Annotated in this window: 17 protein-coding genes and 1 pseudogene; 6 read left to right on the top strand and 12 right to left on the bottom strand. The window is 73.5% G+C overall.

Features of this window, described 5'->3' with window-relative positions:
* Positions 1-30 precede the first annotated feature (30 nt).
* A complete protein-coding gene (locus tag DQ392_RS15830) occupies positions 31-1,176 on the top strand; it encodes a CHAD domain-containing protein (protein WP_114016235.1) in 1,146 nt (381 codons plus the stop codon).
* A 15-nt stretch (positions 1,177-1,191) separates the two neighbouring features.
* On the opposite strand, the gene DQ392_RS15825 is transcribed toward DQ392_RS15830, so the two are convergent.
* From DQ392_RS15825 to DQ392_RS15810, 4 genes are all read right to left on the bottom strand, one after another.
* On the bottom strand, positions 1,192-2,754 hold the full coding sequence (locus tag DQ392_RS15825) for an FtsX-like permease family protein (RefSeq protein WP_220182630.1): 1,563 nt from the start codon (positions 2,752-2,754) through the stop codon (positions 1,192-1,194).
* Entirely contained in the window at positions 2,751-3,467 is a 717-nt protein-coding gene (locus DQ392_RS15820; protein ID WP_114016234.1) for an ABC transporter ATP-binding protein, read from the bottom strand. The genes DQ392_RS15825 and DQ392_RS15820 overlap by 4 nt, the downstream gene beginning before the upstream one ends.
* Entirely contained in the window at positions 3,464-4,003 is a 540-nt protein-coding gene (locus tag DQ392_RS15815; protein ID WP_114016233.1) for a PadR family transcriptional regulator, read from the bottom strand. Before DQ392_RS15815 ends, DQ392_RS15820 begins: the two co-directional genes overlap by 4 nt.
* Before the next feature lie 156 nt (positions 4,004-4,159).
* Positions 4,160-4,999 (bottom strand): class I SAM-dependent methyltransferase, encoded by an 840-nt coding sequence (locus DQ392_RS15810; RefSeq protein ID WP_114016232.1) that lies wholly within the window; start codon positions 4,997-4,999, stop codon positions 4,160-4,162.
* Between the two features lie 154 nt (positions 5,000-5,153).
* Here DQ392_RS15810 and mshA point away from each other — a divergent pair, with 154 nt between their 5' ends.
* Together mshA and DQ392_RS15800 are read left to right on the top strand one after the other, a co-directional pair.
* Positions 5,154-6,524 carry a D-inositol-3-phosphate glycosyltransferase gene (mshA, locus tag DQ392_RS15805; protein ID WP_181856445.1) on the top strand — a complete coding sequence of 457 codons (1,371 nt, stop codon included), beginning with the start codon at positions 5,154-5,156 and terminating at the stop codon, positions 6,522-6,524.
* Entirely contained in the window at positions 6,517-7,020 is a 504-nt protein-coding gene (locus DQ392_RS15800) for a type III secretion system chaperone family protein (RefSeq protein ID WP_114016231.1), read from the top strand. Before mshA ends, DQ392_RS15800 begins: the two co-directional genes overlap by 8 nt.
* Before the next feature lie 24 nt (positions 7,021-7,044).
* Here DQ392_RS15800 and DQ392_RS15795 read toward each other — a convergent pair whose 3' ends face one another.
* The 3 genes from DQ392_RS15795 to DQ392_RS15785 are packed head-to-tail and all read right to left on the bottom strand — an operon-like array spanning position 7,045 to position 9,286.
* The gene (locus DQ392_RS15795; protein ID WP_220182629.1) at positions 7,045-7,503 is read right to left on the bottom strand and encodes a hypothetical protein; all 459 of its coding nucleotides are present in this window, start codon (positions 7,501-7,503) and stop codon (positions 7,045-7,047) included.
* Positions 7,500-8,753: a DUF6973 domain-containing protein gene (locus DQ392_RS15790; protein ID WP_114016230.1), complete on the bottom strand. Its 1,254-nt coding sequence runs from the start codon at positions 8,751-8,753 to the stop codon at positions 7,500-7,502. The genes DQ392_RS15795 and DQ392_RS15790 overlap by 4 nt, the downstream gene beginning before the upstream one ends.
* Positions 8,754-8,770: 17 nt before the next feature.
* Complete coding sequence (locus DQ392_RS15785; protein ID WP_114016229.1) at positions 8,771-9,286, bottom strand: hypothetical protein; 516 nt, start codon at positions 9,284-9,286, stop codon at positions 8,771-8,773.
* A gap of 256 nt (positions 9,287-9,542) precedes the next feature.
* On the opposite strand from DQ392_RS15785, the gene DQ392_RS15780 reads away from it, so the two are divergent.
* Complete coding sequence (locus DQ392_RS15780; protein ID WP_147266532.1) at positions 9,543-9,917, top strand: hypothetical protein; 375 nt, start codon at positions 9,543-9,545, stop codon at positions 9,915-9,917.
* Positions 9,918-10,111: 194 nt separating this feature from the next.
* Here DQ392_RS15780 and DQ392_RS15775 read toward each other — a convergent pair whose 3' ends face one another.
* From DQ392_RS15775 to DQ392_RS15765, 3 genes are read right to left on the bottom strand one after another with little or no spacing between them, the layout of a single operon-like run.
* Complete coding sequence (locus DQ392_RS15775) at positions 10,112-10,378, bottom strand: DUF4235 domain-containing protein (protein ID WP_114016227.1); 267 nt, start codon at positions 10,376-10,378, stop codon at positions 10,112-10,114.
* A gap of 1 nt (position 10,379) precedes the next feature.
* A complete protein-coding gene (locus DQ392_RS15770; protein WP_114016226.1) occupies positions 10,380-10,718 on the bottom strand; it encodes a DUF3618 domain-containing protein in 339 nt (112 codons plus the stop codon).
* Positions 10,715-11,224: a phage holin family protein gene (locus DQ392_RS15765; protein ID WP_114016225.1), complete on the bottom strand. Its 510-nt coding sequence runs from the start codon at positions 11,222-11,224 to the stop codon at positions 10,715-10,717. The genes DQ392_RS15770 and DQ392_RS15765 overlap by 4 nt, the downstream gene beginning before the upstream one ends.
* Before the next feature lie 293 nt (positions 11,225-11,517).
* Here DQ392_RS15765 and DQ392_RS15760 point away from each other — a divergent pair, with 293 nt between their 5' ends.
* Positions 11,518-12,399: a glycosyltransferase family 2 protein gene (locus DQ392_RS15760; protein ID WP_114016224.1), complete on the top strand. Its 882-nt coding sequence runs from the start codon at positions 11,518-11,520 to the stop codon at positions 12,397-12,399.
* Position 12,400: 1 nt separating this feature from the next.
* On the opposite strand, the gene DQ392_RS15755 is transcribed toward DQ392_RS15760, so the two are convergent.
* Positions 12,401-12,757: an NAD-dependent epimerase/dehydratase family protein gene (locus DQ392_RS15755; RefSeq protein ID WP_147266531.1), complete on the bottom strand. Its 357-nt coding sequence runs from the start codon at positions 12,755-12,757 to the stop codon at positions 12,401-12,403.
* A 68-nt stretch (positions 12,758-12,825) separates the two neighbouring features.
* On the opposite strand from DQ392_RS15755, the pseudogene DQ392_RS15750 reads away from it, so the two are divergent.
* Positions 12,826-13,011 (top strand): annotated as a pseudogene (locus DQ392_RS15750) (hypothetical protein); the annotation flags it as partial.
* Between the two features lie 73 nt (positions 13,012-13,084).
* On the opposite strand, the gene DQ392_RS15745 reads toward DQ392_RS15750, so the two are convergent.
* Positions 13,085-13,339, bottom strand: a complete 255-nt coding sequence (locus DQ392_RS15745; RefSeq protein ID WP_114016221.1) for a hypothetical protein — start codon at positions 13,337-13,339, stop codon at positions 13,085-13,087.
* Between the last annotated feature and the right edge of the window lie 40 nt (positions 13,340-13,379).

The raw sequence follows: 13,379 nt of genomic DNA, 5'->3' as shown, positions 1-13,379 counted from the left end.
GCGCCCGTGCGAGGCGGGGAAGGGGTCGTGATGGCCGGACGGAGCCGGGACATGGTGGTCGAGCCCGTGGCCGGTACGCGGGGCGCGGCCGGGGCCGGGCCGGCCTCTGGGGCGCCGGCGGGCAGCGCCGCGGAGGTGCTCGGAGGCTATCTGCACGGGCGCGCGGCGGAGTTCCTGCGCGCACTGCGCGCGCACGCCCGGGAAGCGGGCGGTTCCGGCGGGGGGCCAGGCCCCGACGGCGCGGAGCGGGACGGTACGGCACCGGCCGTGGACGGTCTCCGCGCGGCGGCGCGCCGGCTGGGCGGCACGCTGTTCACCTACCGTCCGCTGCTCGACCCGGCGTGGGCCGACAGCCTGCGTACGGAACTGAGCTGGCTCGCGGGCACATTGGGCCGCGAGCACGCGTACGCGGCGCGTCTTGAGCGGCTGCTGGGCGCACTGCACCGGCTGGCGGGTCCCGCGCCGTCGGCGGAGACCTTTGGGGGGCCGGCCGGGGACGGGTCCGCCGGGCCGGTCGTGCGGGCGGGCAGCAGGGCGGGGGCGGTGGCGCGGGAGAAGAGCGCGCTGCCGGTGGGAGCGGCCCGCGCGGGCGCGCTGCTGGACAGGCAGCTGACCCTGGCCAGGACACGCGCCCATTCGGCGGCGCTCCAGGCGCTGGGCTCGGCCCGCTTCCACGCTGTCGCGGACGCGGTGGCGCTGCTGGCGTCGGAGGCCCCGTTCCGCGCGGACGAGGCGCGGGTCGGCCTGCCCGCCCCGGCGGTTCTCGAACCGCTGGCCGAGCAGGCGCGCCGACACCTCGCCGACGCCGTCGCCGCGCTCCCGCTGTCCCGTGCGGGCGCACCGTACAACGCGGACGGGCTCGCGCGGTCGCTGGCCACTGAGGCCCGCCAGGACGCGGCGTGGGACCAGGTGCGGGTGCTGCTGCGGCTGTGCCGGTACGCCCAGGAGGTGCTGGAGGCCCGGGTTGGGCCGGACGCGCGGACGCGGTCGGCGGGGGAGGCGCTGGAGCGGCACCGGCAGGCGTCCGCCGCCGCGGCGGCCGCCGCCTCGGCCGCGGCGACCCCGCGCATCGCCCCGGCCACGGCCTACGCGCTCGGCGTGCTCCACGCCGACCAGCGCCACGAGGTCGAGGCCGCCCGCTTCACCTTCGGCCACCACTGGAGCCCCGGCCTGTGACGGCCCCGGCCCCGGTCACCCGGCGCGCAGCTCCTCGGCCCGCACGGTGCCACGCAGGAACAGCAGGGCGGCGGCGGTCACCACGAGGAGTGCGACCAGCGCTCCGGCACCGTAGAGGGCGAGCTGGCTCCATGGCACCGGTGTGGCGCGGACGACCTCGGGGACGGTGACGGGCGCGCTGTTGGCGTGCGTCAGCCCGTCGGGGCAGCCGTTCGCGGCCGTGCACGCGCGTCCTTGGAGGCTGCCGGTGGTGACTCGCGTGCCGACGGCGGCCCTGCCCAGCGCGGTGCCGACGGCGAGGGCGAGGAGCACGGCGGGTACGGCCGGCGCCAGCGTCTGCCACAGGCCCGCCCGGACGAGGACGCGCCGCGGGACGCCCGAGGCGACCAAAGACGTGTGGACACGGTGCCGGGCGACGACGCTCTCGGCGAGTGCGACGAGCAGCCCGCACGCGGCGATCACCAAGGCGGCGGCGACAGCGAGGTCGACCAGGTCCATGGAGTTCAGGTAGAAGGGATCGCGCTGGGCGATGTCCTGCGCGCTCTCGCCGGTGGCCGCCGCGTAGCGGCGTGCCGACTCGGCCTCGGCCTGTTCGTTCGTCACGAAGAAGGCCCGTACCGCTGCGGCACCCGCGCCGAAGGTGAGGCAGGCCAGGAAGGCGGCCAGGGTGCGGCTGCCGCGCCAGGGATCGGCCGCCAACTGCCGGGAGGCGAGCAGCGCCGGGGCGCCGCGGGCGAAGCGGTGCAGCGTCCGGCCCGCTGCGGCGGAGAGCCAACCGGTGCCCAGGATCACGCCGAGCAGCGAGCACAGGCCGCCGAGGGCGAGGAGCAACCTGGGCGCCGTCTCGGCCAGTGGTGAGGTCTCTCCGCTCGTCAGGGCGGCGCCCGTGGCGACGGCCGCGATGCCGAGGGCGAGGAGGAGGGCGGGCCAGGGCCGGGGCGTCCTGGTGCGCGGGTGGCGGGCCACGCCGAGGGGGCCGACGGTGACCCGGCGGGTCAGGAAAGCGGATGTGAGGGCGCTGAGCAGCGGAAAACCGAGCAGGACGGCGGCCTGGGCTGCCGGATGCGGCAGGACGTCGGTGGGCAGGGGGAGCCCCCCGTGGGGACCGGGCCGGTCCAGTGCCGCGCGCAGCGCGAAGTAGCCGGCGAATCCGGCACAGGTGCCCAGCAGTGCGGCCGCGCCCGTCTCCGCGGCGACGACGGCGGTGCACTGGCGTGGAGTGGCTCCGGCCAGGCGCAGCGCTGCCAGACGCCGGTCGCGGGCCGGGGCGCCGATGCGGGCGCACTGGCCGGCGAGTGCCAGCACCGGCAGGGTCAGCAGGGCGAGCGCCGAGGCGACGCCGGGCCGCAGTCCCGGCTCCCGCAGCAGGGCGCTGGTGTACTGCTGGGACCAGGACGCGGAACCGCCGGCCGTTCCCGTCGGGGTGGGGATGGCCGCGACGGTGAACGCGGCGAGCAGCGCGAGGGTGCCCAGCAGCGCGCTGAGAGCGGTGAGGGTGACCCGCAGGGCGTCGGTGCGGGTTCCGGCGACCGCGAGCCTGGTCAGGGTGGCCGGGCGCATGCCGAGGGCGGCGCTCATCGCGGTACCCCGATCCGCTGTCCCGCTCCGAGCCCTGTGGCGTCGGTTTCGCCGTCGTAGAGGGAGAGTTCACGGTCTGCGTAGGCGGCGATGCCGGGGGAGTGGGTGACCAACAGGACGCTGGTGCCCTGTTCGCGTGCGGCCCGCACCAGGTGGCCGAGGAGTTTCTCGCCGGTGAGCTGGTCGAGGGCGCCGGTGGGCTCGTCGGCGAACAGCACGCGCGGCGCGGTGACCAGGGCCCGTGCGGCGGCGCACAGTTGCTGTTGGCCGCCGGACATCCGGGGAGGGCGCACGTCGGCGACGTCGGCGGCACCGAGGCGGTCCAGCCACTCCAGCGCGGCCGTGCGGGCTTCCTTGCGGCCGCGGCCCGTCAGCAGGAGCGGCAGCGCGGCGTTCTCGGCTGCGGTGAGCTCCTCGACCAGCTGCCCGAACTGGAACAGCACGCCGAACTCGGTGCGCCGCAGACGCGAGCGTTCGGCTTCCGAGCAGCCGCCCAGCGCCAGCTCCCCGTAGGTGATCTCGCCGGCGTCGGGGCGCAGGATGCCGGCCAGGCAGTGCAGCAGTGTCGACTTGCCGGAGCCGCTCGGCCCTGTCAGTGCCAGGATCTCGCGCTCGGCCAGGTCGAGGTCGATACCGCGCAGGGCGGGTGTGGGCCCGTAGGACTTCACGACTCCCCGCGCTCGCAGGACTGTCGCTCCGCTCGTGCGTGTCATGAGTGGATCTCCTGGTGGAGTTCGGCGACGCGTTCCAGCGTGGTGTGCATCCAGCGCAGGTCGGCGTCGAGGTGGGTGAGGGCGAAGTCGGCGGCGACGAGGTCGGGGAGGCGGGTCGCCGGATCGGCCTTGAGAGCGGTCAGTTCGCGCAGCCGTTCGCTGTGGGCCTGGCGTTGCGCGGTCAGGTAGCCGCGGGCCTGCTCGGGGTCGGCGACCAGGAGGGCGACGACGACCTTGGCGAGCAGGTCGGAGGCGACGTAGGGGGCCGGGGTCTCGACCGTGGCCAGCCATGACGTGAGCCTCTTGCGTCCGGTGCGGGTCAGGGCGTACTTGGTGCGGTCCGGGCCGCCTTCACGGCTCGTTCCGACCTGCTCGACCAGGCCGTCCCTCTCCAGCCGGCCCAGTGTGGCGTACACCTGCCCGAAGGCCAGCGGCTTCGCCCGGGGGAAGCGCAGATCGTGGGCCTTCTTCAGGTCATACCCGTGCAGCGGCCCGGCGGCGAGCAGGGCGAGCAGTACATGAGCCGCGGTCGACATGCGTTCACTATTCTCTGAGAGAATAGTGAACGTCAAGTGGATGGCGCCGTACGCGGTGTCGCGCGGAGCGCGGGGCGCGGGCGCGGCGGACCGCGGGAGTGACGTCGGGCCGGCGCGGCTGAGTGGTGCGGACTCGCAAAGGGGGATGGGCGCTGGTCAGCTTGGCGAAGCCGGGCCGCGGGGGGCGAGCGCGTGCCAGCGCACGGTCAGTTCGCCCTGGCGCCAGCGGCGGGGATCGCCGGCCAGTGGCCAGTCGGCGCTCAGCGCGTGGGCGGCGCGTATCCAGCGTTGACGGGCGCCGAGTGCGCCGTAGGGCGCCGCGGCGGCCCAGGCGCGGTCGAAGTCGCGCAGGAACGCGTGCACGGGTTCGCCGGGCACGTTGCGGTGGATGAGCGCTTTGGGGAGCCGCTCGGCCAGTTCCGAGGGGGTGCCGAGGGTGGCGAGGCGGGCTGCGAAGGTGACCGTGCGGGGCCCTTCGGGGCCGAGCGCGACCCACACGTGGCGGCGGCCGATCTCGTCGCAGGTGCCTTCGACCAGCAGGCCGTCCGGGGCGAGCCGCGCACACAGCCGCGCCCAGGCGGGCGCCACGTCCGCCTCCGGGTACTGGCGGAGCACGTTCGCGGCGCGGATCAGGCTCAGACCGCGGCTTCCACCGCGGGTGACGCCGCCGACGGGCAGCTCGAAGCCGCCCCGGACGAACGCCAGCCCCGCGCGCTCGTACGGGCGTGCGGCGGCGACCCGCTCGGGGTCGATCTCGATGCCGTAGACGTGCACGTCCCCGCGGACCGTCCGCAGCCGCTCCAGCAGCTCGACGGCGGTCCAGGGCGCCGCCCCGTAGCCCAGGTCGACGGCGGTGGGGTGGAGGAGGGAGCGGCGCAGCGCCGGGCCGTGCGCGGCGGCGATCCACCGGTCCATGCGGCGTAGCCGGTTCGGGTTCGTCGTCCCGCGCGTGGCCGTGCCGACGGGGCGGGACGGCGCGGTGGGACGTGCGGGCATGGCACGAGCATACGAGGGACCGCGCCGGGCACTTTCGGTCACGATTCGGCAAAGTGGGAAGAGGAGGCAACCTTTCCGCTGTTTCCCGTCGAGGGCCCGTGACACCCGGCTCCGCACCGTGAGTACGTCCGCACCCGGAGGAGGCATCGGCACCGTGAGCCATTACGTGTCCCGGCTCGGTCAGCGGCGCGGCGGTCACCCGTCCCGGGCACACCAGCCCAGGAGTGCGCTGCTCCGGCTGCCCGGGGCCGCCCGCCGTGTCCGCCGGGTGGCCATGCTCAGCGTCCACACCTCCCCGCTGCACCAGCCGGGTACCGGGGACGCGGGCGGCATGAACGTCTACATCGTGGAGCTGGCCAGGCAGCTGGCGGCGCAGGGCACCGAGGTGGAGATCTTCACGCGGGCGACGACAGGTGCGCTCGAACCCACCGTCGAGCTGGTCCCCGGCGTGCTCGTGAGGCACATCGACGCAGGCCCCTACGAGGGGCTGTCCAAGGAGGAGCTGCCCGCGCAGCTGTGCGCCTTCACGCACGGGGTGATGCAGGTGTGGGCGGGGCACCGGCCCGGCTACTACGACCTGGTGCACTCCCACTACTGGCTCTCCGGGCACGTCGGCTGGCTGGCGGCACAGCGCTGGGGCGTGCCCCTGGTGCACGCCATGCACACCATGGCCAAGGTCAAGAACGCCGCCCTCGCCGAAGGCGACACGCCCGAACCGGCCGCCCGCGTCATCGGGGAGACCCAGATCGTGCGCGCCGCCGACCGCCTCATCGCCAACACGGCGGAGGAGGCGGGCGAGTTGATGCACCACTACGAGGCGCCGGCGGAGCGCACCGCCGTCGTCCACCCCGGCGTCAACCTCGACCGCTTCCGCCCCTCGGGCGCCCGCAGCGCGGCGCGGGCCCGCCTGGGGCTGCCTCCCGACGCCTTCATCCCCCTCTTCGCCGGACGCATACAGCCCCTCAAGGCCCCCGACGTGCTGCTGCGCGCCGCCGCCCTGCTGGTGGACGAGGATCCGTCGCTGCGGGGCCGCATGATCGTCCCCGTCGTGGGCGGGCCCAGCGGCAGCGGTCTGGCCAAGCCCGAGGGGCTGCAGAAACTGGCGGCCCGCCTCGGCATCGCCGACCTGGTGCACTTCCGGCCCCCCGTGGGCCAAGAACAGCTCGCCGACTGGTACCGGGCCGCGTCGGTGCTGGTGATGCCGTCCTACAGCGAGTCCTTCGGCCTCGTCGCCGCCGAGGCCCAGGCCTGCGGCACGCCCGTGGTGGCCGCCGCCGTGGGCGGGCTGCCGGTCGTCGTGCGGGACGGCACCAGCGGTTTCCTCGTCGAAGGGCACGAGCCCGCCGGCTACGCCCTGGCCCTGCGCCGGTTCCTCGACGACCCCGCGCTGACCGACCGGCTCGGTGACGCCGCGGCCGCCCACGCCCAGAACTTCGGCTGGGGCGCTGCGGCCGAGGCGACCGCCGAGGTGTACGCCGCCGCGTCGCAGGAGCGGCGCCGTCGCCTACGATCGCCGCATGGGTGAGGTTGCTGCCGCCGCCAGGGCGACGATCGAGCGGACGCTGACGGACGCCGAGCTGGAGTGGGAGAGCCCGGCGGAGGGCACCTACGTCGTCACGCTCCCGGGCACCCGCAAACTCCAGACCACCTGCTCGCTGGCCGTCGGCGCCCACTCCCTGTCGGTCAACGCCTTCGTGGTCCGCAACCCCGACGAGAACCACGCGGCGGTCCACCGGTGGCTGCTGGAGCGCAACACCAGGCTCTACGGCGTCGCCTACGCCGTCGACCAGCACGGTGACATCTACCTCGCGGGACGGCTGCCGCTGGCCTCCGTCACCCCGGAAGAGATCGACCGTCTCCTCGGCAGCGTCCTGGAGAACGCCGACGGCTCGTTCAACACGCTGCTGGAGATGGGATTCGCCACCGCCATCAAGAAGGAGTACGCGTGGCGTACGGCGCGCGGCGAGTCGACCCGCAACCTGGAGGCGTTCACGCACCTGACGCGGAAGCCGGAGCGGTAGACCCGCGACGGGCGTCCGCGCGGTCTACTTCTCCGAGAGCGCGAGCAGCGAGCGGGGGGCGCGGGCCTTGAGCACCACATCGGGGCCCCAGGTGTGCCTGCCGTCGATGGTCAGCAGGTCGGGGATCACCGAGACGGCCTTGGAGAGCTTGCCGTTGTACTCGAACACCAGCAGGTTGCCGGCGTCGTAGTAGCGCTTGTCGTCGAGCACCGGTTCGCCCACCGCCCGCTCGATCTCCTCGGCCGTCGCCCCCTCGAAGAAGACGTGCACCTTCTCCCAGTTGAAGACCGTCAGGTCCGCGAGGGGCGCGGTGCCGCCCTCCTGGCTCAGCTTCCGCAGCTTCTTCGACAGCCCCTCGTCGTAGGACACCCCGCCCTTGCCGACGGCGGACTCGTACGACTCGCTCACCTTTTCCCCCGCATCCGCGCATCCGGCGCACAGCAGCAGTACCGCGGCGCCCGCCGCGACCGTCACCCGTCTCAACTTCCGCTCCCCGCCCCGCTGCGCTTGCCGCTGCCCGAGCCGCCGCTGTCCGTGTAACCGGAGACCTCGTCCTTCTCGCCCTCGGGGGCTGACAGCGTCGGGTCGCCGGTTGCGTCGGGGCCCACCTGGTCGCTGAACGCCAGGCGGCCTCCGCCCTTGGGTATGACCACCATGTCGCCGTCCCGCACGGCCTTCTCGACCAGGTCCGCCAGCTCCTCCTCGGACGCGTCGGGGTGCGAGGAGGCGATCCGCCTGCCGACCTCGTTGTTGTACAGGTCCATCGCCTCCCGCTCGGGTGGATTGCCCGGGCGGGCCTCGTGGGCCACGGTGTACTTCTCCGTCCACTCCGCGCCGTACTTCTTCGTCATCAGCGCGTTCCAGTAGGAGTGGCGGAACGCGTCGTTGTGGTCGTCGTTCCTGTCGTCGCTGGAGAACCGCGCGTCGGCGGTGTCGAACGCGTCCTCCTTGATGCCGTTGAAGGCGGGCAGACCGGCCAGCCCCAGCTCGTCGAGCATGTCCGCCTCCTTCTCCGTCACGGTGACGGTGCTGAAGACAGCGGCCCGCAGGATCCAGTTGCGGGGGTATCCGACGATGCCGCCCGGGTCGGGCCCGACCTGGTAGTCCTTCAGGATCCGGTCGAGGTCCTTGCGCGTCCCCGGGGGCGTGTAGTCGACCTTGCGGGGGTTGAAGCCGTTCATACCCGCCGCACGGTTGCCCGGCGGCGCGACCGAGGCCAGGAGCGCCTTCTTGATCGCGGCGTCCGCCTCGTTGACGGCTTCGACGGCTTTGTCGACGGCCGTCTGCCAGTCCGCGACCTTGTCGTCCAGAGCCGACGCGAACGTGGGATCGTGCCCCCTCGCCAGCCGCTCGCCCTCGTTGAGCTTCGTGGTGTCGAGCGTGACGCGGCCGCTGCCGTCCACGCTCATCTTGTCGTCCTCCGCCTCCGCCACCCGCTTGCCGAGGTCCTTCTTCCGCGCCACCAGGTCCTCGTACGCCTCGGTCAGCAGCGTGGCGATGCCCTCCGCCTGGCTCTTGGCGTTGCCGAACTCGCCCGAGGACACCGTGGCGACCTCGTCGAACGTCACCTTCGCGACGCCCGACCACTGGCTGTGCGCCAGGTGGCCGCGCACCTGCGCGTTGTAGTCGCGACGCAGCTCACCGAAGCGCTTGCTCATGCGTTTCCACGCGGCGGCGGCGTCGTCCAGTTCGGTCATGTCGGCGGACATGATGTCGCGGAAGGAGAGTCCCATCGCTCGCGACCGCCCGCCTACTTCGTCGGCCGAAGGCCGGTGGGCCGGCTGCCCGGCAGGTCGGTGAGCAGCGGGCCCTGGCCGGAGAGGAGAGCGTTGCGGACCAGACCGTCACGCGTCTGGAAGAGCACCTTGGCACCCCGTAGCGCGTCCCGCTCCCCCTGCAACCGCTGTTCGAGGTTGCGCACCTGCTTGCTCCACTCGCCCAGCACGTGCTCGACACCCTCCCAGGACTGCCACAGCCGCATCGTGCCGCCTGGCTGGGCGCGTTCGCCGCCGAGCATCCCGGGCGCCGGATCCCGCGGCGGCTCCCCGCCCATCTTGCCCGCGCCCCGCACGTGCGGCAGCAGCTGCTCCTCGATGTACTTCGCCGAGGCCTTCTTCGCCGCGGGGTCGGTGGCCAGCCGGTCGGCTCCACCGGGCCCCGTGCCGCCACCGCCGGCGGGCGGGGCGGAGTCGAGCTGCGTGTGCGCGTCCCGCCGGGCCTGGCCCTGCGCTATCAGCGCGTCCCACTCTGCCTTGAACGTTTCCACCCGTGGCCCCTCAGTTCCGCCGTTCGTGGCGCGAGCCGCCATGATAGGCCGCGCGGCGCCGGTGTCACCGGCCGCGCTCAGGCGGCTTCTTCGGGCCCGACGGGCGAACACGCCGAAACAGGCAGGAAGGGCCGTGAACTTTTGCGCCGGGTGCCGCATCACACCTGAGGGACGGGCTGGTACGGCTCGTGGCCCGCGGGAGACGGGCGGGACGACGGCCGGCCGGCGAGCAGCAGTGACGAGGCAGGTGAGAGCAGTGGGCGAGGCACAAGGCGAGGGTGCGGAGCGGAGTTGGCGTGGCCGTCGGGGCGGCGGTGCCGTGGACGAGGGGCGCGGAAGGACCGGTGGGGACCGCCGGCCCGCCGCCCTGGCGAAAGACGTGCTCTCCGCCCTCGCGCTCGTCGTGGGAGTCGTGCTGGGGGTCGGCTCGTGGCGCAGGTACCTCGCGCAGAGCGCGGCGCCCGAGGGCGGCGAGGCGGGGCCCGCCCCGGGGCTGGCCCCGGTCGGACCCCGGCACGCGAGCGAGCCGACAGCCGCGCCCGTCACCCCTGCGCACTGTTCCGGGGCCCGGCGTCCCGCCGGTGTCCGTCAGCGGGCGGCGGCCCCCGGCCGGAGCGCGGTATCCGTGTGACGCGGCCGGGCCGGCGACCGGCCCGTCGAACCCATACGGCTGTCCGCCGCCTGCGTATCCAGGCGGCGGACAGCCGTATGAAGCGGCCCTCTTGCCCTGGTCAGGCAAGAGGGCTCTGTCGTGGCCCGTGGGCGGGGAAGCTCAGCCGTGGCCCCGCGGCCCCGTGGCCACGGGGCCGCCGTGGGCGGGGAAGCTCAGCTGGGCCAGGTGCCGGTCAGGCGGTGGATGGTGGTGGCGCCACTGCGGTCCACGGCTGCCTTCACGGCGGCGAAGATGGCCCCCTGGAGGGCGGCGGCGACGAGGATCTCCCGCCAGCCGCGGTCCTGGTCGGTGGCGCCGGGGGCGTCCTCGTCGTGGCCTGTGACCTTCCAGATCCTTTTGAACAGCGCACCGGACATGGCGCCACTGGCGGCGCCGAGCGCCATGCCGACCGGCTTGTAGGCGATCTTTGCCGTGTTCATCTCAGTGCCTCCTGCTGCGGACGGCGAGGAGCACGGCGAGCACGGCCACACCGGCGACCAGCGGCGCTCCGCCGCCCGCGCGGGTCATCTCGGCCGCCTGGTGGGCCTTGTCCCGCACCGGCTGGGGGGTCCGGTGCTGGATCCTGTCCCCCATCGTGTGGGCCTTCTCGGACGCCTGGCTCCTGAGCTGCGTGGCCTTCTGCCGCGCCTGGGCGCGCACGTCGGCGCGCGCGGCCAGCGCCTCGACGGTCTCGCCGAGTTCCCTGCGGGTTTCCTCCACCTGGGCGCGCAGCTCGTCCGGGGTCGGCTTGGGGCCGTGGCTGTGGGACTTGCCGGTCATCGGTGCGACCTTTCCTTGATCTCGGTCACGTCGGCCTTCATGCTCTCGACGGCCCGTTCGGGCGTGGCCGGGGTGGCCTTGCCGATCTGCTGCTTGCCCACGAGGGCGAGCACGCCCGCCAGCACCAGCAGGGCGCCGGTCACGACGAGCGCCGCCAGCCACAGGGGCCAGACCAGGTTCAGCGCGACGATGCCGGTGGCGGTGCCTGCCAGCAGGGCGACGAACCCGAACAGGGCCGCTCCGCCGAACATGCCGCCGCCGAGGCCGAAGCGTTTGCCCTTCTGCTGCATCTCCGCCTGTGCGAGGTGCATCTCCTGGCGGGCGAGCTCGGAGATCTGTGCCGAGGCCTGTTTGACCAGCTCACCGACGGATTCCTCGGAGGTCCTCTTCCGGTGGCCGTCCTGGCGCACGTCCTGCGCCGCGTCCTGCGGGGCCTCCTGCCGCACGTCCTGGCGGGCGTCTTGGCGGAGGTCCTGGTCGGCCGGGGGCTTCAGGGTCGTACTCATGGGTCATAACCGCCTTTCGCAGCTCGGCCGGGTGCGAGCGGCGCCCAGCGCGGGCATCACCGTCCCCCGGCGTACCCAGGTGGGGGCTGCCTATGCGACGGGTGTGGTGTCGGTCTCGACGGCCGACCGCCAGGGGCGGACACATGATGCGGCCAGGCCCTCGACGAGCTCTGGAAGCTGCTCACGGGGAAAGTGCAGCAGCGCGTCGTCGAGCCCGGTCGGGAGCGACGCTCCCGGAGAGAATCCAAGGCGGCGCGGCAGTAGGATCGTGGGCCCGACCCGATAGGGAGTCCATGACTGTGCCCCGTTCCCGCCTCGGTGTCGCCGTTCTGACGATGGGCAACCGCCCCAGCGAGGTTGCTGCGCTTTTGGAGTCGGTGGCTCGTCAGGACAGCCCGCCGCAGCGCATCGTTGTGGTGGGTAACGGCAGCCCGCTTCCGCCCATGGGTGACGGCGTGACAGTGGTCGAGCTCGACGACAATCTCGGAGTCTCCGGCGGGCGCAATGCAGCCGTCGAGGAACTGCGGAAGTGCGGTGACGTGGACGTGGTCGTCGACCTGGACGACGACGGGCTGTTGGTCGACACCGGTGTCTTCTCCCGCATCCGGGAGCTGCACGAGGCTGATCCCGGCCTGGGCGTTCTCAGCTTCCGTATCGCCGATGAAGAGGGCGTGACACAGCGGCGTCACGTGCCGCGCTTGCGCGCTTCGGATCCGATGCGCGGCGGTGAGGTGACGACCTTCCTCGGCGGCGGGCACACCCTGTCCATGCGCATGCTCGATGAGGTGGGCTGCTGGCCCGATGACTTCTTCTTCTCGCACGAGGAAACCGACCTCGCATGGCGCGCGCTCGACGCCGGGTGGCGCATCGTGTACGCGCCGGAACTGCTGCTCCAGCACCCGCGAACGTCCCCGGCTCGCCATGCCGTGTACTACCGGACGACGGCCCGGAACAGGGTGTGGCTCGCGCGCCGGCATCTGCCTGCGCTCCTGGTGCCGGTCTACCTCGGCACGTGGTCCGCGCTCACTCTTGTGCGCACCCGTTCCCTGACCGGCCTGCGGGCGTGGGGCGGCGGGTTCGCCGAAGGGCTGCGGACGATGTGCGGGCGGCGCCAACCGATGCGCTGGTCCACAGTGTGGCGCATGGTGCGGCTGGGCCGCCCGCCGGTTGTCTGAATCAGGCGGCCAGCTCACTCAGCCACGGAGGCGTGGCCTCGGGGCGTTCGCCGAGCCACTTCACGTACCGGTCGATCCCCTCCTCCACACTGACCTGCGGGGCCCCGAGCGGGTCGCCCGTGGGCAGGGCACGTTCCACCAACTGGACTGCCGGGTAGTGCAGTCGAATGCGCTTGGCCACGTCACGAATGGTCGTGGGACGCCCCGTGCCGATGTTCAACACCGGCCCCGTGGGGCGTGCGGCGGCAAGGGCGCGGATCGTGCCGGATGCGATGTCGTCCACGGGCACCAGGTGCCGGACCTGATGCCCACCGCCGTTCAGTTCCAGCGGAAGGCCGGCGCTGGCACGAAGCGCCATCCACGCGACCACCCATGTGCTCCCGCCCACCGACGAAAGCGCCCCCGCACCGGCTCTGTAGCCGGTGCGGGCACGCTGCTCGCTTGAGCCGTGAGCAGAAGAGCCGGTTCGTCGCCACAGCGTGGACGGCCCAGATGTTCAAGCACTTCGAAGATCCCAAACCGGGGTACGTGGCTGACTGGCCGGATCTGCCCGAGTGGCAGCAAGAGACGGACGCGGACATCTTCCGGGCCGTCGAGGACGCCGTCGGCTGACAATGCCCAACGCGGAATGGCCCCCGCCGGGCGGGGCCGTTTCCCTGCGAGCCGGTACAGGGGTGCGGGCCGCCTATGCGGCAGGGGTGGTGTCGGTCTCGGCCGGTGGGCCGGCGGCGGTCGCCGGCTGTGTCTCGCGGGGCTCGGTGTCGCGCAGGCTGCGCAGGAGCAGTCCGTAGCCGGCTGCGGTGAGGGTGCCGATCAGGGCGCTGGCCGCCCACAGGGTGTCGGAGCCCGGCGGGGTCGCGGTGCTCGATGAAGCGGGCGAGCAGCAGGTCGAGCGCGACGGCGGGGCCATGAAGCGCTTGTCCCGCACCACCGTGGCCATGGAGACGGCGGCGGCCTCGCGCCCGTGCGCGGACCGCGTG

The organism is Streptomyces reniochalinae (assembly GCF_003323735.1).
GTDB classification, from domain to species: domain Bacteria; phylum Actinomycetota; class Actinomycetes; order Streptomycetales; family Streptomycetaceae; genus Streptomyces; species Streptomyces reniochalinae.
The sequence above is the reverse complement of the archived record's forward strand: the minus strand, read 5'-3'. Positions and strand labels throughout refer to the sequence as shown.

What these genes read in the sequence shown, in the direction of transcription:
- DQ392_RS15755 (WP_147266531.1), bottom strand. Translation starts at nt 12,757, where the DNA reads ATGGCGCTTCGTGCCAGCGCCGGCCTTCCGCTGGAACTGAACGGCGGT.
- DQ392_RS15770 (WP_114016226.1), bottom strand. Translation starts at nt 10,718, where the DNA reads ATGACCGGCAAGTCCCACAGCCACGGCCCCAAGCCGACCCCGGACGAG.
- DQ392_RS15760 (WP_114016224.1), top strand. Translation starts at nt 11,518, where the DNA reads ATGACTGTGCCCCGTTCCCGCCTCGGTGTCGCCGTTCTGACGATGGGC.
- DQ392_RS15800 (WP_114016231.1), top strand. Translation starts at nt 6,517, where the DNA reads ATGGGTGAGGTTGCTGCCGCCGCCAGGGCGACGATCGAGCGGACGCTG.
- DQ392_RS15765 (WP_114016225.1), bottom strand. Translation starts at nt 11,224, where the DNA reads ATGAGTACGACCCTGAAGCCCCCGGCCGACCAGGACCTCCGCCAAGAC.
- DQ392_RS15810 (WP_114016232.1), bottom strand. Translation starts at nt 4,999, where the DNA reads ATGCCCGCACGTCCCACCGCGCCGTCCCGCCCCGTCGGCACGGCCACG.
- DQ392_RS15820 (WP_114016234.1), bottom strand. Translation starts at nt 3,467, where the DNA reads ATGACACGCACGAGCGGAGCGACAGTCCTGCGAGCGCGGGGAGTCGTG.
- DQ392_RS15790 (WP_114016230.1), bottom strand. Translation starts at nt 8,753, where the DNA reads ATGGGACTCTCCTTCCGCGACATCATGTCCGCCGACATGACCGAACTG.
- DQ392_RS15830 (WP_114016235.1), top strand. Translation starts at nt 31, where the DNA reads ATGGCCGGACGGAGCCGGGACATGGTGGTCGAGCCCGTGGCCGGTACG.
- DQ392_RS15815 (WP_114016233.1), bottom strand. Translation starts at nt 4,003, where the DNA reads ATGTCGACCGCGGCTCATGTACTGCTCGCCCTGCTCGCCGCCGGGCCG.
- DQ392_RS15745 (WP_114016221.1), bottom strand. Translation starts at nt 13,339, where the DNA reads ATGGCCACGGTGGTGCGGGACAAGCGCTTCATGGCCCCGCCGTCGCGC.
- DQ392_RS15775 (WP_114016227.1), bottom strand. Translation starts at nt 10,378, where the DNA reads ATGAACACGGCAAAGATCGCCTACAAGCCGGTCGGCATGGCGCTCGGC.
- DQ392_RS15825 (WP_220182630.1), bottom strand. Translation starts at nt 2,754, where the DNA reads ATGAGCGCCGCCCTCGGCATGCGCCCGGCCACCCTGACCAGGCTCGCG.